At 42.7% G+C, this 22,832-nt stretch carries 19 protein-coding genes; 13 read left to right on the top strand and 6 right to left on the bottom strand.

The window, feature by feature from the left end; translation table 11 throughout:
- Window positions 1–23 precede the first annotated feature (23 nt).
- On the bottom strand, window positions 24–887 hold the full coding sequence (speE, locus tag QL229_RS15385; protein WP_135922880.1) for a polyamine aminopropyltransferase: 864 nt from the start codon (window positions 885–887) through the stop codon (window positions 24–26).
- Window positions 888–1,085: 198 nt separating this feature from the next.
- Here speE and speA point away from each other — a divergent pair, with 198 nt between their 5' ends.
- From speA to QL229_RS15365, 4 genes are read left to right on the top strand one after another with little or no spacing between them, the layout of a single operon-like run.
- On the top strand, window positions 1,086–2,966 hold the full coding sequence (speA, locus tag QL229_RS15380; RefSeq protein ID WP_281547142.1) for a biosynthetic arginine decarboxylase: 1,881 nt from the start codon (window positions 1,086–1,088) through the stop codon (window positions 2,964–2,966).
- 21 nt (window positions 2,967–2,987) lie between these two features.
- Window positions 2,988–3,866 carry an acyltransferase gene (locus QL229_RS15375; RefSeq protein WP_138558483.1) on the top strand — a complete coding sequence of 293 codons (879 nt, stop codon included), beginning with the start codon at window positions 2,988–2,990 and terminating at the stop codon, window positions 3,864–3,866.
- A 29-nt stretch (window positions 3,867–3,895) separates the two neighbouring features.
- On the top strand, window positions 3,896–4,819 hold the full coding sequence (locus tag QL229_RS15370) for an acetyltransferase (protein ID WP_135922877.1): 924 nt from the start codon (window positions 3,896–3,898) through the stop codon (window positions 4,817–4,819).
- Entirely contained in the window at window positions 4,816–6,066 is a 1,251-nt protein-coding gene (locus tag QL229_RS15365; protein ID WP_135922876.1) for a mechanosensitive ion channel domain-containing protein, read from the top strand. The genes QL229_RS15370 and QL229_RS15365 overlap by 4 nt, the downstream gene beginning before the upstream one ends.
- Here the strand turns inward: QL229_RS15365 and chrA are convergent.
- Window positions 6,063–7,199 carry a chromate efflux transporter gene (chrA, locus tag QL229_RS15360; protein WP_253039409.1) on the bottom strand — a complete coding sequence of 379 codons (1,137 nt, stop codon included), beginning with the start codon at window positions 7,197–7,199 and terminating at the stop codon, window positions 6,063–6,065. The two genes, QL229_RS15365 and chrA, sit on opposite strands and share 4 nt — an antisense overlap.
- A gap of 123 nt (window positions 7,200–7,322) precedes the next feature.
- Here chrA and QL229_RS15355 point away from each other — a divergent pair, with 123 nt between their 5' ends.
- Both QL229_RS15355 and QL229_RS15350 read left to right on the top strand, forming a co-directional pair.
- Window positions 7,323–8,102 (top strand): transporter substrate-binding domain-containing protein, encoded by a 780-nt coding sequence (locus tag QL229_RS15355; protein WP_281547141.1) that lies wholly within the window; start codon window positions 7,323–7,325, stop codon window positions 8,100–8,102.
- 79 nt (window positions 8,103–8,181) lie between these two features.
- On the top strand, window positions 8,182–8,814 hold the full coding sequence (locus tag QL229_RS15350; RefSeq protein ID WP_135922873.1) for an OmpA family protein: 633 nt from the start codon (window positions 8,182–8,184) through the stop codon (window positions 8,812–8,814).
- 79 nt (window positions 8,815–8,893) lie between these two features.
- Here the strand turns inward: QL229_RS15350 and QL229_RS15345 are convergent, their stop codons facing one another.
- On the bottom strand, window positions 8,894–10,666 hold the full coding sequence (locus tag QL229_RS15345) for an ABC transporter transmembrane domain-containing protein (RefSeq protein WP_281547140.1): 1,773 nt from the start codon (window positions 10,664–10,666) through the stop codon (window positions 8,894–8,896).
- 77 nt (window positions 10,667–10,743) lie between these two features.
- Between QL229_RS15345 and QL229_RS15340 the strand changes: the two genes are divergently transcribed.
- From QL229_RS15340 to QL229_RS15315, 6 genes are all read left to right on the top strand, one after another.
- On the top strand, window positions 10,744–11,148 hold the full coding sequence (locus tag QL229_RS15340; protein ID WP_062564809.1) for a DUF3224 domain-containing protein: 405 nt from the start codon (window positions 10,744–10,746) through the stop codon (window positions 11,146–11,148).
- 1 nt (window position 11,149) lies between these two features.
- Entirely contained in the window at window positions 11,150–11,329 is a 180-nt protein-coding gene (locus QL229_RS15335) for a DUF4177 domain-containing protein (RefSeq protein WP_135922870.1), read from the top strand.
- Window positions 11,329–11,946: a LysE family translocator gene (locus tag QL229_RS15330; protein WP_135922869.1), complete on the top strand. Its 618-nt coding sequence runs from the start codon at window positions 11,329–11,331 to the stop codon at window positions 11,944–11,946. The genes QL229_RS15335 and QL229_RS15330 overlap by 1 nt, the downstream gene beginning before the upstream one ends.
- 187 nt (window positions 11,947–12,133) lie before the next feature.
- Window positions 12,134–15,028: a TonB-dependent receptor gene (locus QL229_RS15325; protein ID WP_138558488.1), complete on the top strand. Its 2,895-nt coding sequence runs from the start codon at window positions 12,134–12,136 to the stop codon at window positions 15,026–15,028.
- A gap of 22 nt (window positions 15,029–15,050) precedes the next feature.
- Complete coding sequence (locus tag QL229_RS15320; RefSeq protein ID WP_281547139.1) at window positions 15,051–19,367, top strand: alpha-1,6-glucosidase domain-containing protein; 4,317 nt, start codon at window positions 15,051–15,053, stop codon at window positions 19,365–19,367.
- A gap of 99 nt (window positions 19,368–19,466) precedes the next feature.
- Complete coding sequence (locus QL229_RS15315; protein ID WP_138558501.1) at window positions 19,467–20,009, top strand: PH domain-containing protein; 543 nt, start codon at window positions 19,467–19,469, stop codon at window positions 20,007–20,009.
- Here the strand turns inward: QL229_RS15315 and QL229_RS15310 are convergent.
- The 3 genes from QL229_RS15310 to QL229_RS15300 form a co-directional block, all read right to left on the bottom strand.
- On the bottom strand, window positions 20,006–21,796 hold the full coding sequence (locus QL229_RS15310) for an alkaline phosphatase D family protein (protein WP_281547138.1): 1,791 nt from the start codon (window positions 21,794–21,796) through the stop codon (window positions 20,006–20,008). The two genes, QL229_RS15315 and QL229_RS15310, sit on opposite strands and share 4 nt — an antisense overlap.
- 62 nt (window positions 21,797–21,858) lie before the next feature.
- Window positions 21,859–22,203: a rhodanese-like domain-containing protein gene (locus tag QL229_RS15305; RefSeq protein WP_063702368.1), complete on the bottom strand. Its 345-nt coding sequence runs from the start codon at window positions 22,201–22,203 to the stop codon at window positions 21,859–21,861.
- Between the two features lies 1 nt (window position 22,204).
- Window positions 22,205–22,393, bottom strand: a complete 189-nt coding sequence (locus QL229_RS15300) for a DUF2892 domain-containing protein (protein ID WP_054562832.1) — start codon at window positions 22,391–22,393, stop codon at window positions 22,205–22,207.
- Window positions 22,394–22,526: 133 nt separating this feature from the next.
- Here QL229_RS15300 and QL229_RS15295 point away from each other — a divergent pair, with 133 nt between their 5' ends.
- Window positions 22,527–22,832 (top strand): metalloregulator ArsR/SmtB family transcription factor, encoded by a 306-nt coding sequence (locus tag QL229_RS15295; RefSeq protein ID WP_054562831.1) that lies wholly within the window; start codon window positions 22,527–22,529, stop codon window positions 22,830–22,832.

Here is a 22,832-nt window from a genome sequence, read left to right as displayed (position 1 = left end):
TTTTTTACATCTAACTAAAACGCTTACTTTTTCTCAAAAGCACGTTTCATATAATTTGGTGTTGCTAATGCACCATGGTGAATACCTGCATTGTAGTATTCTGTGCTTTGCGCGAGTGTATTTGCATCGTCTTCACGAAAACCTGCAAACGCTTCTGACTTACGAGCAAGCGTCACTGACCATAAACCACTTGGGTAGATAGGTTGTGGGAAAGGTAGTGTTTGTAGGTCAACAAAGCCAACCTCTTTCATTGCGTCGCGCATTTCTACTAATAGTGGCATGTGCATAAGTGGTGATTCACTTTGCTGAATTAAGATGCCGCCAGGGCGAAGTGCAGTTAAACAGCTGGTATAGAAAGCATGGTTGAATAAACCTTCGCCTGGGCCAACTGGATCTGTACCATCGACAATTACCACATCGATTGATTCAGGCGCTGCTTCACGCATGTATTTAATGCCGTCGTCAAACATCACTGTAGCGCGAGGATCTTGGTTTGATTCACATAGCTCAGGGAAGTACTTAAGTGACATTTGCGTCACAACTTCGTCGATATCGATTTGTGTTACGCTTTCAACACCAGGGTGTTTTAATACTTCGCGTAAAGTACCGCAGTCACCACCACCAATAATCACAACGTTTTTAGGGTTTGGGTGTGCAAGCAATGCTGGATGACTGATCATTTCGTGATAAAAAAAGTTTTCACGGCTACTTACCATCGTACAACCATCAATAATCATAAGATTACCGAAGTCAGTTGTCTCGTACATTTCTACTTTTTGAAATGGTGATTGCTGTTCATCAAGCTTTTTAGTTATGCGTAGTGAAAAGGCGCTACCATCACGGTCACTAATTTCAGTAAACCAGTTGTTTTGATCTAAATTGGCCATCTTGCTTATACACTTTTGGTTAATGGTAAAAAAGGGGTGCAATTCTGCCAGTGCTTGGCCAATTGCTCAATCAAATTTTAATCAGTATAGCGAATATTTTTTATCACTTTGGCATAGAGTGCATTTTTTGTTAGCGTGGGCAGCTCGGGCGTATTAAAATGTGCGTTTATATTTATTGAAATTACAGAAGACATTGCCATGACTTGGGGTTTAGACAAAGCACGCGAAACATATAATGTTGCTCATTGGAGTGACGGCTATTTTGATATTAACGCACAAGGTGAGCTGGTTGCTTATCCTGATGGCGATCAAACAAAGTCAGCGATATCTTTGTCTGAGCTTACTGAACAATTTAAAAAGCAAGGTCTTACTTTGCCTGTATTAGTGCGCTTTACTGATATCTTGCAAAATCGCGTTGGCACCTTAACAAGTGCATTTACCAAGGCACGTCAAGCGCGGGACTATCAGGGCGAGTATACTTGTGTTTACCCTATAAAAGTAAACCAGCAACGCTCTGTTGTTAGCAAGTTACTTGCTCACCCAAGTGGTTTAGTTGGCCTTGAAGCTGGCTCAAAACCTGAGCTTATGGCGATTTTAGGCGTAGCCAAAGAACCAATTACTATTGTTTGTAATGGCTACAAAGACAGTGAGTTTTTACGCTTAGCCTGTATAGGTAAAGGTATGGGTCACAAGGTTCACATTGTTGTTGAGAAGCTCTCTGAACTAACTACTTTACTAGCGGAAATTGATGACTTAGGCATTGAGCCATCGATTGGTATTCGTATTCGCTTAAACTCGGTTGGTAAAGGTAAATGGCAAAATACCGGTGGTGAAAAAGGTAAGTTTGGTTTAACTGCAGGGCAAGTGTTGTCTGCTGTTGAGCTACTTAAGTCGCGTAATAAGCTCCATTTAATGCAATTAGTGCATTTTCATATTGGCTCTCAAATAGCCAATATCCGTGATATTCACCGTGCATTGCGTGAATGTGCTCGTCACTTTGCTGAGTTAACGCAGTTAGGTGTACCACTTAATACAGTGGATGTAGGTGGCGGTTTAGGTGTTGACTACGAAGGTTCTGGTTCTCGTAGTTCGTGTTCAATGAATTACAGTGTCGATGAATATGCACGTAATGTCGTTAATGCGTTTGCTGAAGTGTGCCAACAACATGACCTTAAACACCCAGCCATTATTACTGAATCAGGCCGCGCGTTAACTGCGCATCACGCGGTATTAATTACTGATGTTATCGATGTTGAACGTGCACCTAACCATGCAAACCCAGCTGCGCCTGAGGCTGGCAGTGTATTGGTGCTCGATGAAATGTGGCAGTGCTTACAGCGGTTAACTCCGCGCATGGCACTAGAAATTTATCACGATGCAATGCACTTATTTAGTGAAGCACATGATCAATACGTTCACGGTTTGCTGACTATGATTGAGTGGGCGAAGTTAGAGCAGTTGTACTTCACTATCTTACACCGTGTTCGTGCTTCTCTCAGTGAAAATGCCCGTGCCCACCGTGAAGTATTAGATGATTTAAACGAAAAACTGGCTGACAAGCTATTTGTTAATTTCTCATTATTCCAGTCACTGCCTGATGTTTGGGGTATTCAACAGTTATTTCCTGTAATGCCAGTTGAAAACTTACATAAGCCGTTAACGCAACGCGCTATTATTCAAGACATTACCTGTGATTCTGATGGTCAAATTCGTAACTATGTTGAAGGTACAGGTATTGAGAGCAGTTTACCTATTCCTGAGTACAAGCAAGGCCAGCAATACCACATCGCGATGTTCTTAGTGGGTGCTTATCAAGAAATTTTAGGTGATCTACATAACCTGTTCGGCGACACAGACTCAGTGCATGTAGAGTTAACAGATGCAGGCTATCAGTTAACCAACGCAATTAAAGGTGACAGCGTTAAGGACGTATTAAAGTTTGTTGATTATGATAGCGACATCCTTGCTGAAAACTTTGCAAAACGGGTTAACTCACTGGCAATTGATGAGCAATCTAAGGCACAATATTTATCAGAACTAAATGCAGGCCTCGCTGGCTACACGTATTTTGAAGATTAAGCGTTAAAGGAATAAGTAGTAATGTCCATGATCCGTTGTGTGTTCAGTTTTTTATTTTACACCCTTAATACACTTTTTTGGTTTGTGCCTATCTTTATTTGTGGTGTGATTAAACTCATACCAATCAAACCGTTACAAAAGCTCATGAGCTGGATAGCGAAGCAATGCGCCACTATGTGGGTGAGTTGTAACAGTATTAATCAAAATCTATTTGCTTCATATAAGCTGAACGTAACGGGTCTTGAGCAACTAAAAGCGAAAGACTGGTATTTAGTTATCGCTAATCATCAAAGCTGGGTAGATATTGTTGTGATGCAGCGTGTATTTAATCGTCGCATCCCATTTTTGAACTTTTTTTTGAAGAAAGAGCTAATATACGTACCTTTCTTAGGTCTTGCATGGTGGGCACTGGATTTTCCATTCATGACCCGCACTAGCAAATCACAATTAAAGAAAAACCCTAAATTGCGCGGTAAAGATTTAGAAACCACACGTAAAGCATGTGAAAAATTTAAAGAAATGCCGGTAAGTATCGTTAACTTTGTTGAAGGTACGCGTTTCACTGCTGATAAGCACGCGCGTCAGAATAGTCCATTTACGCATTTATTAAAGCCAAAAGCGGGCGGGGTTGCGTTTGTGATGCAAGCAATGGGTGAGCAAATTTCTAAAGTGGTGAATGTAACTATTCATTACCCAGACGGCATACCTAGCTTTGTGGACTTTGCTAGTGGGCGTGTAAAGCAGGTTGATGTGAAGGTTGAAGTCATGGAAGTGAGCCCTAATTTAATTGGTGATTATACAGGCGACGCTGATTTTAGAGTAAACTTTCAAGCTGAACTTAATCGTCTCTGGGATGAAAAAAATCAGCAACTAGCAGAGTTTAAAACACACGCGAAGTAGTTGCAGTTGACGTACTCGAGAGCACACATATGTTAAAGAAGTTTTTACCAAATTGGTTAACAGGCGTTCTAGTAAGCATTGTTTTGTTTGCCAACGTAATTATTTGGGGCACGCTTGTGCTGCTTTTTGGTGTGCTTAAATTACTACTGCCATTTAAAGTAGTTAGCGATATTCTGCACGGTGCTTATCGAGGTTGGTGTAAAGGTAACCGCTTAGCACTGTGGTTAGGTTGTGAGAATATCGATATTAATATTCAAGGCAGCGTTAGTAGGGATGGTTGGTACTTACTTATCTCTAATCATATGAGCTGGCTAGATATTGTCGTACTTAGTGCGATAGATGTTTTACCCGCACCAAAGTTTTTCTTAAAAGATGAATTAAAATATGTGCCCTTCATTGGCACTGGTGCATGGGCCATGGGCATGCCTTTTATGAAGCGGGTTAGTAAAGCGCAATTGGCAAAAAATCCAAAGTTAAAGGGCCTTGATGTTGAGCGTACCAAGCGCAGTTGCCGCGACTTTCGTAATCATCCAACAACTATTATCAACTTTGTTGAAGGCACACGCTTTACGTGCCAAAAACACAAAAAGCAAAATAGCCCATTTAGTTACCTTTTAAAGCCTAAAGCGGGCGGTATTGCCTTTGCTCTTGAGGTGTTAGGTGAGCAGTTTGATGCATTATTAAATACCTCGATTATTTATCAAGGCGAGGGTGATCACATCTGTCGTAACCTGATGCGTGGCCGCTTAAACGTGATTAAAGTGGATGTGCATTTACAAGCAATTAGCGCAGATATGATTGGCGATTATCAGCACGATCGTGCATTTAGAACGACTTTTCAACAGTATGTCAATAATTTATGGTTGCAAAAAGATGCGCAGCTACTAAGTTATCATCAGGCTAAAGAAGCGGATTACATTGCTAATATCAATAAAGAGGTTGAAGCGCCATGAAGCAAACTCACCTGCAAGAATTAGTGATGCCTTGGTTTGAATCAATGCCAGACGCGACACTTGTAAGTGCATTAACGGCGACAGCTATCGGCGTTGGCTCATTACTATTAATTTATATGTTTACCCGTCGTTTATTGTTGCCAGGCATTCAAAAGGTCGTTACTCGTCTGTCACCTGAGCGTATTGGTGCGCTTGCACCAATGCTCAATAAACTAAATCGCCGCTTTGCTGGTGCTTTGTGCTGTGTCCTTTATTTAGCAACTTTCGATTATGTTTATCCTGTTCATGATGTTGCTGCACTCGTTTTAAAAACAGTAGGTCAAGTTGCGCTCATTATTTATGGTGGCTTCATTTTAAGTAGTGTAGTGAGCATTGCCGGCGGTATTTATAATCAACTTGAATTTGCTCGAGACATTCCGATTCAAGGGTTAATCCAAGTTGTTAAACTGATCACTTTTATGGTTTGCGCCATTCTCATTGTGAGTATTTTGCTGGAGAAGTCGCCAACTTATATTCTCTCAGGCTTTGGTGCAATAGCGGCAGTGACCTTACTCGTATTTAAAGATACTATTTTGGGTTTTGTCGCCAGTATTCAAATTGCAGCTAACCGTTTAGTGACCTATGGTGATTGGATCCAAGTAGATAGCTATGGTGCTGACGGTGAGGTTATCGACCTTGGCTTAAACACGGTTAAAGTGCGTAACTGGGATAACACCATTACAACCATTCCAACCTACATGCTGGTTGCTGGGTCATTTAAAAACTGGCGTGGCATGCAAGAGTCTGGCGGTCGTCGTATCAAACGCTCTTTAAACATCGATATGAATAGTATTCGCTTAGTTGACGATGCGTTTCGTGAGCAAATAGACACAGCTATTCCACTGCATGACTATATTCGTGTTTCTAGCTTGCCAGATCCGGTAACCAACCTTGGCTTATTTCGTCGCTATGCAGAAGGTTATCTTAAGCAGCATGAAAAAATAAATCGTGATTTAACCCTGATGGTGCGTGAGCTACAGCCAATGAACCATGGTTTACCAATCGAATTCTATTGTTTTAGTGAAGACAAACGCTGGATTTCTTATGAGCACTTGCAAGCAGAGATAATGGATCATCTACTTGCAGTGTTGCCAATTTTCGCGCTTAGACCTTATCAGAGTGTTACAGGCCAGATAAGTGCGAGTGAGCCACAAACAGGGCTAAAGCCAAGTATTAAGGTTGCTAATCCTCCGCGCGAAAAAGCTTAAAACTGACCAATCAGTACGCTAAAAGCAATAAAGCCTAACAATAGCCACCAAATTGGTGGCTTTGCCATTCTTAGCCAAGTAAATGCGGCAACTACCAAGCCTACTTGCCACAGATTTTGCACTGCCGACTGCCAAATTGGTGAATAAAGGGCGGCGGCTAAAAAACCTACCACGGCGGCATTTAATGCTGCGATACTACCCGCAAAGCGTGGCTTATCAGCTAATTGTAACCAGCTTTTCATAAACGCTAACATTAATAAAAAGCCAGGTAAGAAGATTAGTAAAGTAGCAACAATCGCACCTATGAGTGGCGTATTTGGAGAAATCTGTGCGCCTAAGTATGTGGCTATGGTAAACATTGGCCCTGGTATGGCTTGCGCACTGGCATAAGCAGATAAAAACTGCTCGGTTTCAAGACTCGGCACACCCGCTTGTAAAATGGGTAACACAACGTGACCGCCGCCAAAGACCATGGCGCCAGTTTGATAGAATGGGGCAAACACAGAAAACCACTCACCTAAAGGTAAAAAGCTAACCAGTAACAAAACAGTAAATAAACCAAGCGGTAACCAAGCAATTTTGACTGATTTGTGTTGTTGATTCTCTGGTAGTTTAAGTTGAGGATAAAACCAACCTAAGGCTGCTGCTGCAATAAGTACTATAATTTGGCTCGATAACTGTGAAAACACAATCAGCGCAACCGTGCTCAGTACCGCGATAAGTTTGTGTAAGTGGTTTTTGCAAAAGCTCATTGCCATACTGTAGGTTGCATCGGCAACAATCACCACCGCAAAGAGTTTAAGCCCGGCTATCACCGCAAAGTAAATATCACCAAATTGGTGAGCACTAAGAGCCAAAAAGAACATAATTAAAAATGAGGGCAGGGTAAAGCCAATAAAAGCACATAGGCCACCTAATAAGCCTCCTTTTTCAACCCCCATTGCAAAGCTAACTTGGCTTGATCCGGGGCCAGGTAACGCTTGGCTTAGGCTAATAAGTTGCGCATAGCGCTCAGCGGTGAGCCATTTTAAGTTATCAACAAAATGACGTTTAAAGTAACCAAGATGTGCAGCTGGGCCGCCAAAGCTCATGCAGCCCAATAAAAAGAATTGTTTAAAGATAACAAATAACATTACTTTTGCCGTTACAGGATAGTTGTTTCTATTATGACAAAATTGTATGACATTTTTGTGGTTTTTATGACACTAGGCCGTCTACAATATAGAAAACGAGTGAACGTAGTTATGAGTATCACTATGAAGCAGTATTTTACAAGTTTGTTGTTACTACTGGCTAGCTCCTTTGCATTTGCAACTACTTTTGAAAAAGTTGTGGTGGCTGTTGATCATGCGCCGCCTTACGGCATGGTATCAGAGTCAGGCCAAGTTAGTGGGGCGATAGTCGATATCATGCGCGAAATGCAAAGCAGCCTTCCCATGAAACTTGAATTTGTCGCTTGCCCGTTTTCGCGCTGCTTAAAAATGCTCGAGCAAAATGAGCTAGATGTGATGGGCGGGCTTATCCGCACAGAGGCTCGTGAGCAAAAAATGCAATTTTTAACCCCACCCTACATGATGTTGTCATCTTCCTTTGTTTTTTATGCAAAAGCTGATAGCGAGTTTGCAGTAAATAACTATCAAGATTTAGTTGGTAAACGCATTGCGGTAATGCGAGGAGCGGCCCATTTTTCTCGTTTCGATAAAGATAAAACACTCACCAAAGTTGAAGCCTTAAGTGAACACAATGCCTTTGAAATGTTACTGAAGAATAGAGTTGATTTGGTCATTGCTGTTGAGGAAACAGCGGATCATTCAGCAGCCATTTTGCAAAGGCCATCACAAAGTGTAAAAAAGATGTCGTATCGTTTTGATGATGTGATTTTTGGGCACTTAGCATTAAGTAAGCAATTTGCTAAGTCTGAGTTTGCTCAAAAGATTCAAACTCAACTGAACAACCTAGTTCTCGATGGTCGCCTAACAAAAATAGTGGCGGAATATAACTTACCGGCTGTTTCAGCTGCGGCTATTGATAATTAACTCTTTCTTCATAGTTTGTTCATTGTTGTTTAATTATAATGGATAATAATTCGAAATTAATATTGCCATGGAGAGACACATGACTATTAGTAAATCAGTTTTAACAGTGGGCGTTTTGGCCGTTTTATTAACGGGTTGTGAAACAACTAACACAGGTAAAGGTGCAGCAATCGGTGCAGCAACTGGCGCTGTATTAGGTAAAGCAACAGGCGACCATGACGATAAACGTATCTTCATTGGTGCTGCAATTGGTGCATTAGCAGGTGCAGCAGTTGGCGATTACATGGATAAACAAGAAGAAGCATTTCGCGATGAGCTAGCAGGCTCTGGTGTTGAAGTGGTTCGTGAAGGCGACAATATTCGTTTAGTAATGCCATCAAACATTACTTTTGCGACTGATCAATCTTATATCTCGTCGGGTTTTCACAGTACTCTTGATGCAATTGCGCAAGTGATGAACAAGTATGAAAAAACCTACTTAAGTGTTGAAGGCCATACCGACAGCACGGGTAAAGATAGCTACAACATGACGTTATCTCAGCAACGTGCGCAAAGTGTAAAAGATTACTTAGTTAATCATCAGATCATATCTGCACGCATCAGCACGCGAGGCTATGGTGAAACGCGCCCTGTAGCGAGCAACGATACAGCTAATGGTCGTGCTTTAAATCGCCGCGTAGAAATTCAGATCGTACCGAATACACAAGGTTAGATATTACATCTAGATTTGTGGTCAGGTTTGATATGCCCTTTCAAACCTGACATTTCTCTTCTTATATCGACTCGCTTAATTAATCTCGATTAAACTGTAATTCGCACAATTGTTTATACAGTGGGTTAGTCTCAAACAACTGTTGATGCGTACCCGTTGCAATAATTTCTCCTTTATCCATTACGACAATCACATCAGCATGTTTAACTGTTGCCAAACGATGGGCAATAATCAGGGTTGTTCTGTCTTTCATTAGATGCTCAAGGGCAGCTTGTACATGAAATTCACTTTGTGCGTCGAGTGCACTAGTTGCTTCATCAAGCAATAAAATGGCAGGGTCTTTTAAAATTGCTCGCGCCAGTACTATACGTTGTTTTTGCCCACCAGAGAGCCTGACCCCTTGCTCCCCCAAAAAGCTGTGATAGCCATCAGGAAGTTGATTAATAAACTCATCGGCATGAGCATATTTAGCCGCCGCATATACTTGCTCCTCAGTGGCGTTTGGGTTGCCATAACGTATGTTGTGCATTACGTCTGAGCTAAATAAAATTGGGTTTTGTGCCACCATCCCCATTTGCTGGCGTAAGCAATCAAGAGAGAGTGCTTTTATGTCTATGCCCGCCAGCGAAATACTTCCTGAGCTTGGGTCGTAAAAACGTTGCAGTAATTCAAACAATGTTGTTTTACCAGCGCCCGATGGGCCAACGATTGCAACAGTTTGCCCTTGTTTAACTTGTAAGTTAAGCGCATTTAAAGCGGCTTTATCTGGCCTTGAAGGGTAATGAAAAGACACATCATTAAACTCGATAGCAGGGTGATTAAGCTTGTTTGTCTCAAGTTGTGCATCATGATTTTTATCTGGGCTTTTGATCATGCTTTCAACGGCAAGTAGCTCTAATAATCGCGCTGCTGCACCTGCGGCTCTTTGTAGCTCACCGTACACTTCGGCAACCGTTGCTACAGACATCGCCACCATAATCGCATAAAACACGAAAGCACCGAGCTCACCACCTGTCATGGTGCCAGCTAATACGTCACTGCCGCCAACCCAAAGCATCACACTAATGGCACTAAAGGTCAGAAATATCACCGCGGCAATCAAAAACGAGCGCTGTTTGATGCGGCTTTTTGCTACTTGAAACGCCTTGTTGGTTTCTTCGTTAAATGCTGCTTTTTCACGCTCTTCATGACTATAACTTTGCACGACTTTTATATTTTGAATGATCTCGCCTGCGTAGGTGCTGATATCGGCAATGGCATCTTGGCTTGAGCTTGCGAGTTTTCGTACCTTTCGGCCAAAAATCATCATCGGCAGTAATACCACAGGCACACAAGCAACAACCACAAGGGTTAGCTTTAAGTTAGTGATAAGTAGCATAGCCAAGCCACCGATGAGCATTAAGCTACTGCGTAATGCCATCGAAAAAGAGGAACCTATAATAGATTGCAACAAGGTGGTATCAGTGGTCAGACGCGACATCAGCTCGCCGCTGCGGTTTTCTTCAAAGTAGCTTGGGTGTAATGTAACGATGCGGTCAAACACGGCTTTACGAATATCGTTACTGACTCGCTCGCCAATCCATGACATTAAATAAAAGCGACAAAAAGTACCTACCGCTAATAAGCTAATTAAACCAATCAATACCATCACTGCTTGCTGTAGCTGAGCTTGTGAGCCTGCAATAAAACCATGATCAATAACAAATTGAACACCTTGTCCAAGAGATAAATTGACTCCGGCGGTAAGCAACAAGGCGCAAAGCGCTGCAAACACTACCCATTTGTAGGGTTTTATAAAAGCTAAAATCGGTAATAAGCTGCTAAATGCGGCCTTTTCTTTATTGTTAGACATGCTAGATTCTTGTTGGTGAATAGGGTATAGATATGGTTATCAATGCTCTAAAAATCAACAGTTATTAAGGGATTAGTATGGAATCTACAACTATCAGCGGGCAATTCACTGTAAAATTAAACCCTATTGGCGGCTATGCAACAGGTAAGGATGGCGTTAATTTAGGACGCATGTCGATTGATAAACAGTTCTCAGGACCATTAGAGGCAACAAGCCAAGGTGAAATGCTCAGTGCCATGACTGCGACTCAAGGTAGCGCAGGTTATGTGGCGATTGAACAAGTTGTCGGTAGTTTAGAAGGTAAGCAAGGTAGTTTTGTACTGCAACATTTTGGCACCATGGATAAGGGGACTGACCGATTGATTTTAGAAGTGGTGCCAGACTCCGGCGCAGGAGAGCTTGAAGGTCTTTCTGGTAAAATGGCAATTCGAATTGAATCGGGTATTCATCATTATGACTTTGAATACCAACTGATGGACTAACATGCAAAAAGTAGTTGAGTTTAAAAAGAAGCGCTTTTTCGGCGGCATCGATATTGAGGCATTAAATCAACGGGTGTTCGAGTTAGGCCAAGCTGGTTGGCAAGTGAAAACAATTACCACTGCCACTGGGTTTTATGGTCAGATAACATCCGTTTTATTACTAATTGAGAATAACGAATAATGACACTAACTGAGTGGTTGAGTTTAGTTTTAATTTGCGTGATGGGTGCGATGTCGCCAGGGCCGAGTTTAGCTGTAGTATTAAAACATAGCCTACATGGCGGCATGAAAAACGGCATGTTAGCGGCGTTAAGCCATGGTATTGGGGTTGGTTTTTATGCGTGTGCCTCGTTACTTGGCCTAGGCGCGCTGATGACGCAGCTACCAACGCTTTATCAAGTGCTGGTATATGGCGGTGCAGCATACCTAGCATATTTAGGTATTCGTATTTTGTTAGCTAAACCTAGCCCGCAAACACTGAATGTTGAGCAGGCTAAGCCAAGTCCTCGCAGCGCGTTGCAAGATGGCTTTGCCATTGCCTTTTTAAATCCAAAACTAGCAGTGTTCTTTTTGGCACTGTTTTCGCAATTTATTGATCCAGAGAGCCTGACTTTGCAGGTTGGCTTAATCATGTGTTTAACGGTATTTGTGCTTGATACAGGCTGGTATCTACTTGTTGCACTGTTAACTGAAATATCAAAAAAGCGTTTTGGTTTTACCAAAGCGAATCCGTGGTTTGAAAAATTGCTAGGGATAATCTTTATTGCCTTAGCTGTTCGCGTCGTTATTACCCTATAAAACCCTCTATATTGCGATTACATCACGAATAAAAAAGGGTTGTGATCGCTGCTTTCCCCAGCAAGCTCCTATTGCATACGTATTCATCACACAATATTTACCTTTTGGTTACACTTTATTGGTTGTTTTTTGACAACAACAATAACCACAAATACAACACTTCCAACGACAACAGGGTGGGAATCCAATGGGGAAATTCAAGCTAAGTGCACTTATGCTGGCTTTAGTGGCAGCAAATAGTGCAATGGCGGCGACGGAAGAAGAACGCACATCAGCGAAGGAAATCGATCCTGAGCTAGAAGTAATCGAAGTGCGCGGCTTTAGTCGCAGCTTAATTCAATCATTAAATCAAAAACGTTTTAGTGACACTGTCTCTGAGCAGCTATCAGCCGATGATTTAGGCGCATTGCCTGATGTGTCTATGGCTGATGCATTAACACGTCTGCCGGGGATCTCAGCGGTACGCACTGGTGGCCAAGCTGCCGAAATCAACATTCGCGGTTTATCAGGTGGATTTGTTTTTTCGACATTAAACGGTCGTGAGCAAGTATCTACCAGTGGTAGCCGTAGTATTGAGTTTGACCAATATCCGTCTGAGTTAATCAGCTCGGCGGCGGTGTATAAGTCGCCAAAAGCCTCACTCATTGAAGGGGGCGTAGCGGGGACGGTAGAGCTACAAACAGCCAGCCCATTGGATAACGACCAGCAACACAAATTTACTGCGAATGTACGTGGTATGTATAACGACCGTGCTTCAGAGGTATTTGATGCCACCGAATACGGCGACCGTATTAGCTTTTCTTATCAAGGCAAATTTCTTGACGATACGTTAGGTGTGGCATTGGGTTACGCGCGACTATTCCAGCCAAGTGTGGCGACGCAGTTTATCGGTTTTGCTTATAACGGCAATAAAGATGTTGATGGACTGGCCAATGATACTGATGGTCCAGTAGATAACCCTGCTAATGAATACATTAGCGAGGGTTTTGAGCTTCAGCACTTAGGTGGTGAAGAAACCCGTAATGGTTATTTAACCTCAATTGAATGGGCACCAGCTGATAACTTTAAACTAAAAGGTGATGCGTTTTTATCGCGTTTTGATAGCGAATCATTTGCCCGTGGTTTTCGGGTTAAGTTTGGTGGTCCGTCTGCGGTTTATGCTAACCCAGTACTTGACGGTAATGCGGTGATTGGTGGCGCGATTAACCGCACATCAAACAGCTTTACCCGTGTTGAAATCGTTAATGATGATAACCAAGACTTTGATGAAGTAGACAGCTACGGCATTAATGCCGATTGGCAAATTACTGAGCGTTTAAACGTTAATGCTGATGTGTCGTTATCTCGTGCGAAGAGTAATTTCCGTAATGGTTTACTGTGGGCATTGGTTGCGGAAGATGCCACCGTTGAGAACCCTGTGTTTGATACCAATGTATCGCTTAACTATCAATTAAACGGCTTGAACTTGCCTGATGTAGGTTTTAACCAAGCCGACGCATTTAGCGATATTGACCGCGTTATGGTCAGTAAATACGGTATTTACCCGTATGAAAATGAAGATGAAGTCAAAGCGTTCCGACTCGATTTTAAGTATGAGTTAGAGAACAACTGGTTTAGCTCAATTGAATTTGGTGCTCGTTACTCTGACCGTGAATACAGCAATAATCGCTCAGTATTCGAATACGGTAACGATGGTGCATTCTCTTCGACTCAACCACCGCTTCGCCTTACTGATGACATGACCACCGTAGTTGATTGGCAAGGTGAGTTTAGCTATTTCCCATCATACCTAGCGATAGATTTAGATAAAGCGCTCAACGCGTGGTTCCCAAGTGGTATTCCGCAGCCAGTACAAACCTGGGGTAATGCCGATGGTGTTGTTGATTTAGATGGTGATGGTGAGCCAGATGCACAAGGTTATACCACTAACTATTCATGGACCATGTTACAAAGTGGTTCAGTGTATGAAGAAGTGGTATCAGCCTACCTGATGCTTAACATTGATACCGAAATTGGCACTCTACCAGTCACAGGTAACATTGGTATTCGCCGAGTAGATACCGATCAGTCAGCGACGGTACTCGAAAACGTCGGTGGCGATCCGCAACTCGGTGCGCAGTATATTGTTGATGACAATGGCATTGTTAACGACCTATATGCACCAAGCGTGTTAGGCATTAAATACACAGACTACCTGCCTTCATTAAACCTGAACTTTAAAGTGAGTGACGCGACACAAATTCGTTTTGCTGCGGCAAAAGTGATGGCGCGTGCTCCGATTAACCGTTTAGCGGGCGATGCCAGTGCATCGGTTAACAATGACGGCGAAATTAACGGTTCAAGTACCAATAACCCATTCTTAAAACCTTTCTATGCTGATCAATACGATATCTCGTACGAGCAATACTTTGAAGACACCGATGGTGCACTGGTTGTTGCTGCGTTTTATAAGAATATCGACTCATTCATAGATACGGTGGCCATAGAGAACTTTGACTTTAAAGGTAATGGTTTTAACGTACCAGAATACATAGTCGACCCAGTCAGCGGTGAGCAAATCGAAACCACTAATGGTGTGTACACCACTGCGGTTAACAATGCTAAGGGTGGTTATATTCGTGGTATTGAGCTTGCCTATACGCAAGTTTTCTCTTTTTTACCCTCACCGTTTGAAGGTTTAGGTATTAACGCTAGTTACTCATATACAGAGAGCGAAGTGCAGTCTATCACCGATTTAGGTGGTGATTCTGTATCGCAAGACTTACCTGGCCTTTCAAACAATGTTTTTAACGGCACACTTTTTTACAGCTATGAAAACTTTGAAACACGTTTGAATGTGCGTTATCGCGATGATTTCGTATCAGAGCAAGTTGCTGTCAATGAGCAAGTGGTGAATTTTGATGCGGAAACGGTTGTCGATTTCCAAACATCGTATCAGTTCACAGATTCATTCGGCATGTTATTACAAGTGAATAACTTAACCGATGAACCAACACAAAGCTACTTTGGAACAACCAGTAAAACAGGCACCACGCAATTCTTTGGTCGTCAGTTTTATCTAGGTTTTACCTATAACCATTGATCAGTGAGTTGGAGATAAAAATATGAAAATAATAGCTAATTTTAGCCGCTTACTGATTGCATGTAGCATGGTATTGCTAGCTGCATGTGGTGGTGGCGCAAGTAACGATATAGATTCAGGACAAGTATTATTGACCTGTAGTGTCCCACAAGTTCCCAATGAAGCGGGGACTGAGTGTGTTGATCCTCCGCCGATTAGTTGTCCGGCACCAACGGTACCCGATGAGAATAATGAGAGCTGCGTAGTAGGCGCTGATCCCACTTTGCCTGATCCTGTGGTTTTCCCTGCTGATGACGAAGCCATCTTATTCTATAACCGCACCAGTGATGATGCCTACGAAGGCTATCGATTACACTCATGGAATAACGATGACTGTGATTCTTACGCAGCACCGTTTGATGCCACTGATTGGGCAAATGGTCATGAATACGATGGTATTGACCCTAATTATGGCGCGTACTGGATTGTAAAACTAAAAGAGGGTTACAACGAGTGTGCTAACTTCATCGTGCATATTGGTACAGAAGGGTCTGGCAAAGCGTTTGGTGATGTTGATTTAAAAATGCCATTGATGCAGGACGATGAAAAGTTCCAACGCATGAACTTTACCATTCATGGTGAACCATCAGTATTTGAATATCCAATTGTTAGCTTAGGTGAACGTCCGGTGAGTATTTCTGGTGCATCAGCGCATTGGATAGATTTATCTACTGTGATTTATCAGCCAAGTAATGAGCTGACAAGTATCATTAAATTACACTCATCAAGCAGTGCTGATTTAAAAGTTGATGAAGATACTGGTGAGTTAAATGGTCAAGTAGTTGAGCTTACATCGACATCTTTGAGCGATGAACAAATCGCTAAAGTGCCACACCTTGCTGGATGGAATGCGTACCAAGGTAGCTGGGATGCAGCCGCTGCAAAAGAGCTTATTAAACAGCAGTTAGTTGTGGCAGGCTACGATGCTGATGGCAAGCTAATTGAAGCAACCTATGTGCAAACCGCTAAAGCCCTCGATGACTTATATACCAGTGGCGAAAGTGACGCTAATGAAGCACAACTTGGTGTGCATTACGCCAATAATGGCATTGATGTGTCGGTATGGGCGCCGACTGCAAGCAATATGAAATTAGCGCTGTATGATGCTGATAAAACAGAGCTTGAACAACTTGCTATGAACTTTGATAGCGCAACGGGTATTTGGTCTAGCAATGTCGATATCAGTCACGATCGTCATTACTACCGCTTTATGTTTGATGTTTATCATCCGACGACTAAGCAAATTGAAAGCTTATGGAGCACAGATCCTTATTCACTCAATGTTTCAACCAATGGTTTATATAGCCAATTGATTAACCTTGATGATGAAGATACTAAACCGACTGGCTGGGATGAGCGTATGGTGCCAACAATTGATTACCCGGAGCAAGCGGTAATTTATGAAGGCCATGTGCGTGATTTTAGTGTGCGTGATGAAACAGTCAGTGAAGCAAACCGTGGTAAGTATTTAGCGTTTACTGAGCTTGATAGCGCACCAATGCAACATCTTAAAAAGTTAGCAGATAATGGCTTAACACATTTCCATTTACTGCCACTGACTGATATTGGCACCATTGATGAAGATGCTAGTCAGCGTGTTGATATTACTGCAACCTTAGGTGATTTATGTAGCCGCATTAATGATGATGCCGATGCATGTAAAACCGAAGATAAGAGTGCATTGATAGTTGATTTAATGGCGTCTTACCTACCTGGCTCTGATGATGCTCAAGCACTTGCTAATGCAATGCGTGGTGTTGATAGCTTTAACTGGGGTTATGATCCGCATCATTTTATTGCGCCTGAAGGCTCTTACGCTTCATCGCCTGAAGGTATTGCACGAGTTAAAGAAACGCGTGCGATGGTCCAGTCTTTACAAGAAATTGGTTTACGTGTCGTGCTTGATGTTGTTTACAACCACACGACCTCATCAGGTGTTTGGGATAAATCAGTCTTCGATAAACTGGTACCAGGTTATTACCACAGATATAACGAAACATCAGGCGATATCGAGCGCTCAACCTGTTGTGAAAATACAGCAACAGAACATGTCATGATGGATAAGTTTGTTGCTGATTCTATGGTGATTCTAGCCCGTGATTTTGGTTACGATAGCTTCCGCTTTGATGTGATGGGGCATATGCCAAAAGCATCAATTATGACCGCACTTAGTGCAGTGCAAGCGGTTGACCCTGATACCTACTTCTATGGTGAAGGGTGGAACTTTGGTGAAGTCGCTGATAACCGTTTATTTGTGCAAGCTAAACAAATGGATATGGCAGGCACTGAAGTAGGCACCTTTAATGACCGTATCCGTGAAGCAATTCGTGGTGGTGCATTCTTTAGCAATAATGCCACAGATGGCAATTTATCTGAGCAAGATACGTTGCGTTTATCACTGGCAGGTAACTTACAAAACTACATTCTGAAAGACTTTAAAGGTAATTCAGCAAAAGGCAGTAGCTTTAGTTGGAGTGGTCAGCCTGCGGCCTATGCACTCGATCCAGCTGACAGCATTAACTATGTCTCTAAGCATGATAACGAAACATTGTGGGATCAGCTGCAATATAAACATGGCACTAACTTAAGTATTGAAGAGCGTGTGCGTGTTCACAATATGGCTTTAGCTATGCCGCTGATGAGCCAAGGTATTCCATTTATGCAAATGGGTGCTGATATGCTGCGTTCTAAATCAATGGATCGTAACAGCTATGATTCTGGTGATTGGTTCAACTTTGTTGATTTCAGTAAAGAAACCAACAACTGGAATGTAGGTTTACCGCCTGCGCAAGATAACCAAGCGAAGTGGGGCGAAATTGCACCTATTTCGGCAAATACGAATGCGCAAGCGATGGCTAGCGACATTGAATACGCAAGTAATGTATTTACTGAGTTCTTAGCAATTCGTAGTGCCAGCCCACTATTTAGTTTAACCACAGAGCAAGACATCTTAGACCGCGTTGGCTTCCACAATATTGGTAAGCGTCAACAGCAAGGCTTAGTCGTGATGAGTATCGATGATGGCGTTGGTTTGACTGATCTAGATAGCCAATACGATGCCATTGTTGTGGTGATGAACGGCACAGAGCAAAGCTTATCGCATACGGTATCAACGGCTGCGGGTTTTGAGCTTCATCCTGTTTTAAAAGCGAGTGTTGACTCTAGTATGTCAGCGGCAAGCTTTATAGCTGGTGAGGGCGAAGGTACCTTTAATGTTCCGCCATATACTGTTGCTGTGTTTGTGAAACCACAAGCTGATGCACAAGGCGAAGGCCTAAGTGCCGATGCGACTGTGGGGGCACCTGATATCGTACCATTTGGTAGCACAACAGTTTATGTTCGTGGCTCGTTAAACGACTGGGGTACGGCAAATAGCTTTGAATATGTGGGTAATGGCGAGTACAAAATTGCCATTCCTCTAACAGCGGGTAGTTATGAGTTTAAAGTCGCTTCAGAAGATTGGTCTACCGTTGATTTTGGAGCGCTTTCTGCTGATGTTGCTGAGGTGATCGAAGGTGAAGATGAGCCGCTAACACGTAGTGGTGCCAATATGATCTTTACGGCGGCAATGGATGCTGTTTATGTGTTCTCATTCGATGCCACAGACACCGATAACCCAGTACTTAAGGTTTATAACGAAGAGCCATTTGTTGGCACTGCAATTTATGTACGCGGTAGCTTAAATGATTGGGGTACCAGTGACGAGCTGATGTATCAAGGTAAAGGTATTTATACCTTCACTAAACAGCTAACCGCGGGTAGCTATGAATTCAAAGTAGCCTCTGAAGACTGGAGTACGGTGGATTATGGCTCAGGTGAAAGCAGCGCGGCAGTCACTGTGGGTACAGAAAAACTGCTCGCAGTAAAAGCTGCAAACATGACAATGGATATTGCAAGCGATGGTCAATATCAGTTTGTGTTTGATGCCAGCAACCTTGAAGAGCCACTCATGAGCGTATTCAATGCAGAAATGTTTGGCGCAACTCAGGTTTACTTACGCGGTAGCGTTAATGGCTGGGGCACAGATAACCCACTGATTTATGCTGGTGATGCGATGTACAGTACCACCATGACATTAGAAGCAGGTGACTATGAGTTCAAAGTCGCTTCTGAAGATTGGAGTACCGTAGATTACGGTGGCAGTGGTGATGCCCCTGTTGCTGTGCTTGGCGAAGCTGCTTTACTAGAAGCGGTTGGCGCCAATATCGCCCTGAGTATTGCAGCTGCTGGCGATTATCGTTTTACAGTGCAAGGACCTGATCTGAGTAAACTAACAGTGACGGTTGAAGCAGTGGAGTAGCTTTCCCTGCAGTACCCTTAAGCCGGGCTTTTGCTCGGCTTTTTTTGTATTTAATGAAAAGTTTGTATATTGTCATAACTACTTATCAAGGAGCCTATGATGACAGAAACCAGTTTATTGAGTGCCAGCTTTGATCCAAAAGTAAAACAGTATTGGTTATTACTGGGTATTTTTACCTGTGTGATTAGTATGGTAGGTATCCCTTTCATTCCCATAGTTGCGTTAATAATCTGGCTGGTGGCAGGGCGTATTTTAGCGGCGATGTCAGCCACGTTGCTAACGCGTAAGTTAGTGGTAAAACGCGGTGTATTCTTTAAAGAAGAAAAATCGATCCCACTTGAAAAAATAACCGATGTGGCACTTAGCCAAGGTCCTTTGATGCGTCAATTTGGTCTTTATCGACTGAGTTTTGAAACGGCAGGTCAATCAGGGCAAGGTGCATTGGTATCATTACTCGGAGTGGTTGATGCAGAGGCCTTTCGCGAAGCAATCTTGAAACAAAAAGATGAGATGACGCAAAGCAGCAGTGCTAAAGCTGAACATAAACCTGAAGATAGTCAGTTAGAACTGCTGCGTTCACTTACTTATAGCGTAAAAAACATTGAGCAAATGTTAGTTACGCTATTAGATGAAAAGCGTTAAGCCAGTTGTAAAGTAGGGTTACCAGCTTGTACGCTGATCGCTTTTTGACGCTCGCTAAGCAGTGTGTAATCGGCTGTTTTAACGCTACTTACATAATGCCACTGGGCAAGCGCTTGCTGTTGAGTAAAGGTGACCGTTAAGTAACCGCGTTCCACTAAATTGTTGTAAGCTAAGTCGTTAACCAGTAATGCAATAACTTGCTCAATTTGTGCGACAGCTTCGCTCGGTTGCGTATTTAACGCTAAGTAGTTCTCAAGACCCGGAGAAGAAACCGAAGATGTGGCAAACTCAACACCAGCTGCAGCTTTAGCAGAAACAGGGTTACTGTCATCAGTGACTAATTGTCCTGCCCAGCTGTTATGCGTATCACCCGCTAAAACCACCAAGTTCTTTTGCGCTGCAATTGCAGTCCCAAGTATTACCTCACGTTCATAAGCATAGCCATCCCATGCATCAAGATTATAAGGCGCTGTTGTTTCTACGCGTGCTCGCTGCTCACTAGTAACCGTTGGATCGCCAGCTAATATACGGCCTTTAATTTGCGCAAGCTCACTAAATAACGTGTTTGCTTGAGCAAGTAATGCAGATGGGTCAGCACCGCTTGCTTGAGTCACTTGAATATTCATAAGTAACTGCAAAATCTCAAATGGCAAATGCATTTTGGTCATCAGCACTTGTTGCCCAAGTACTTGCCATTGTGTTGTTGCTGTTGTTAAACCATCAGTTAGCCATGTAAGTTGCTCGTTACCTAATAGGGCACGAGTCGGTGAGCTAATTGCTGCAACAAAGTCAGTTTGTCCTTGGCTGCTGGTTAAATCGAAATCTGCATAATTAACTTGCTCGTCGCGAGCTAAAACACGGGTATCGAGCATGTGTAACGACACTAAATTACCAAACTCGAAGCGTCGATAAATACGTTCTTTATCGGCTACATTACGGATAGGCATCCATTCAAAGTAGGCTTGTAGCGCATGCATTTTGCGCTCGCTAAATTCACCTTCGCCGTCGTTGTGATTTTCAGCGCCACTGCGCCATGTATCATTAGTTATTTCATGGTCGTCCCAAACAGTAATAAATGCACAATGACTATGGGCAGCTTGCAGGTTTTCGTCTTTACGATAATGGGCGTAACGTTTGCGATAATCCGCTAAAGAAGTGATTTCGTCGCTATTGTCATCAGGTAATAAACGGCCAAGTTCGGCGGCATTTTCAGTGGCATAACCTGTATTACCATATTCGTAGATGTAGTCACCTAGGTGCAGTACTGCATCTAAATCGGTTTGTTTTGCGATTTCACCATACACATGAAAGTAGCCAGCAGGATAGTTAGCGCAAGAGACAACGGCAAATTTTACTTGTTCTATGTTGTCGGTTGGAAGCGTTTTACCTGCTCCAGTAGGTGAGGTTTTACCATTACTTATGAAGCGGTAGTAATAGGTAGTGTTAGCATCGAGACCTTGCAGATCAACTTTTAAGGTGAAGTCGGTTGCATCGCTTACCTGTGTTTCGCCATCATGGCTAATGGTTGTGAAGTTAGCATCTGTTGAGGCCTGCCAAACAACGTTAACACTCGTGACGTTTTCAAGTGGTGTTATGCGAGTCCAAATAATGAGACTGTTAGCGAGAGGGTCGCCACTGGCAACACCGTGATCAAAGCTGACAGGGATTTGCTTTGTGGTTTCGTCATCATCGTCATTAAGACTACAGCCCGTTAAACCGAAAGATAAAACGGCGGCTCCAAAACCAGCCGCCGATGCTTTTAAAAAGCGTCTGCGTGTAAAAGTCATTGCTCTGTACCTATAAGTAGAAAAGTACGAGCTTATCCGACCAGTGTTACTGTTCTATGAAGTTAAAACACCTGACAAATTTGTTCTGCATTACAGGTGATTACAGTGACATTTTCGTAGCCAACACGAGTCAGAGCTTCGGCACTCAGTGTGGCACGAGCACTACTTGCACAGTGTAAGTAAATGGGTCTTGCAGGATCTTTTTCAATTTCCATTAATTTCATTTCAAGTACACCGCGTGGGATATTAATTGCACCTGTTGCTGCTTTTGTGGCGTGTTCAGCAGGCTCACGTACGTCTATTAATAAACCGTGGTTTTCGCTTAATTCTTGTTTTGCTTGGTCAGCACTAATGCGGCGCTGGTTTGGGGCAACAATTTTCATTAAGTCAGGAATTGGTGTCAGCATACTAATCCTCCATGCCAAGTTTGCGTAAAATGGTGATCATTGGGCACCATTTCGTGAATGCCGATTGAATTAAGTTTAGAGCAATAAATACCGTAAACCAAATCCACAGCGGACTGTGAAACTGTTGTAGCAACAATGAAATACAGATCATTACACCAGCAATTAGGCGAAGCGCGTCATTTAGTTTCATAATAAGACCTCGATAACAGAGTGATGTATTTAATATATTAGATAATACTACATTAGTAAATTCTAATATTAGACTTTTCTAATATATCAATCTATACTTTAGCGGTATTTTAAGAATATAGAGTAGTGTGATTATGAACATCGATTTTGCGGCTATGGCCGACAATGTGGAACAAGCAGAGCAAATGCTAAAGATATTGGCGAATAAAAATCGTTTGATGATCTTATGTTCGCTGCAAGATGGTGAAATGAGCGTGAGCGAATTAAATGAAGCAGTGCCATTGGCGCAGTCAGCATTATCGCAACACTTAGCGGCGCTGAGAAAAGCTCAGATAGTTGCGACTCGACGCGAAAGCCAAACTATTTATTACCGCGTGGTGGATGAAAACGTGGTATCAATCTTAGCGACCCTACATGGCTTATTTTGCAAAGGTAATTAA

Origin of the sequence: Pseudoalteromonas sp. PAR1, from assembly GCF_947311895.1 — a bacterium.
GTDB classification, from domain to species: domain Bacteria; phylum Pseudomonadota; class Gammaproteobacteria; order Enterobacterales; family Alteromonadaceae; genus Pseudoalteromonas; species Pseudoalteromonas lipolytica_C.
Note: the sequence above shows the minus strand (reverse complement) of the source record. Positions and strands in the feature narration are given on the sequence as shown.

Bases quoted from the DNA above. Each gene is read 5' to 3' on its own strand.
- speE (WP_135922880.1), bottom strand. From the start codon at position 887: ATGGCCAATTTAGATCAAAACAACTGGTTTACTGAAATTAGTGACCGT.
- speA (WP_281547142.1), top strand. From the start codon at position 1,086: ATGACTTGGGGTTTAGACAAAGCACGCGAAACATATAATGTTGCTCAT.
- QL229_RS15375 (WP_138558483.1), top strand. From the start codon at position 2,988: ATGTCCATGATCCGTTGTGTGTTCAGTTTTTTATTTTACACCCTTAAT.
- QL229_RS15370 (WP_135922877.1), top strand. From the start codon at position 3,896: ATGTTAAAGAAGTTTTTACCAAATTGGTTAACAGGCGTTCTAGTAAGC.
- QL229_RS15365 (WP_135922876.1), top strand. From the start codon at position 4,816: ATGAAGCAAACTCACCTGCAAGAATTAGTGATGCCTTGGTTTGAATCA.
- chrA (WP_253039409.1), bottom strand. From the start codon at position 7,199: ATGTTATTTGTTATCTTTAAACAATTCTTTTTATTGGGCTGCATGAGC.
- QL229_RS15355 (WP_281547141.1), top strand. From the start codon at position 7,323: ATGAAGCAGTATTTTACAAGTTTGTTGTTACTACTGGCTAGCTCCTTT.
- QL229_RS15350 (WP_135922873.1), top strand. From the start codon at position 8,182: ATGACTATTAGTAAATCAGTTTTAACAGTGGGCGTTTTGGCCGTTTTA.
- QL229_RS15345 (WP_281547140.1), bottom strand. From the start codon at position 10,666: ATGTCTAACAATAAAGAAAAGGCCGCATTTAGCAGCTTATTACCGATT.
- QL229_RS15340 (WP_062564809.1), top strand. From the start codon at position 10,744: ATGGAATCTACAACTATCAGCGGGCAATTCACTGTAAAATTAAACCCT.
- QL229_RS15335 (WP_135922870.1), top strand. From the start codon at position 11,150: ATGCAAAAAGTAGTTGAGTTTAAAAAGAAGCGCTTTTTCGGCGGCATC.
- QL229_RS15330 (WP_135922869.1), top strand. From the start codon at position 11,329: ATGACACTAACTGAGTGGTTGAGTTTAGTTTTAATTTGCGTGATGGGT.
- QL229_RS15325 (WP_138558488.1), top strand. From the start codon at position 12,134: ATGGGGAAATTCAAGCTAAGTGCACTTATGCTGGCTTTAGTGGCAGCA.
- QL229_RS15320 (WP_281547139.1), top strand. From the start codon at position 15,051: ATGAAAATAATAGCTAATTTTAGCCGCTTACTGATTGCATGTAGCATG.
- QL229_RS15315 (WP_138558501.1), top strand. From the start codon at position 19,467: ATGACAGAAACCAGTTTATTGAGTGCCAGCTTTGATCCAAAAGTAAAA.
- QL229_RS15310 (WP_281547138.1), bottom strand. From the start codon at position 21,796: ATGACTTTTACACGCAGACGCTTTTTAAAAGCATCGGCGGCTGGTTTT.
- QL229_RS15305 (WP_063702368.1), bottom strand. From the start codon at position 22,203: ATGCTGACACCAATTCCTGACTTAATGAAAATTGTTGCCCCAAACCAG.
- QL229_RS15300 (WP_054562832.1), bottom strand. From the start codon at position 22,393: ATGAAACTAAATGACGCGCTTCGCCTAATTGCTGGTGTAATGATCTGT.
- QL229_RS15295 (WP_054562831.1), top strand. From the start codon at position 22,527: ATGAACATCGATTTTGCGGCTATGGCCGACAATGTGGAACAAGCAGAG.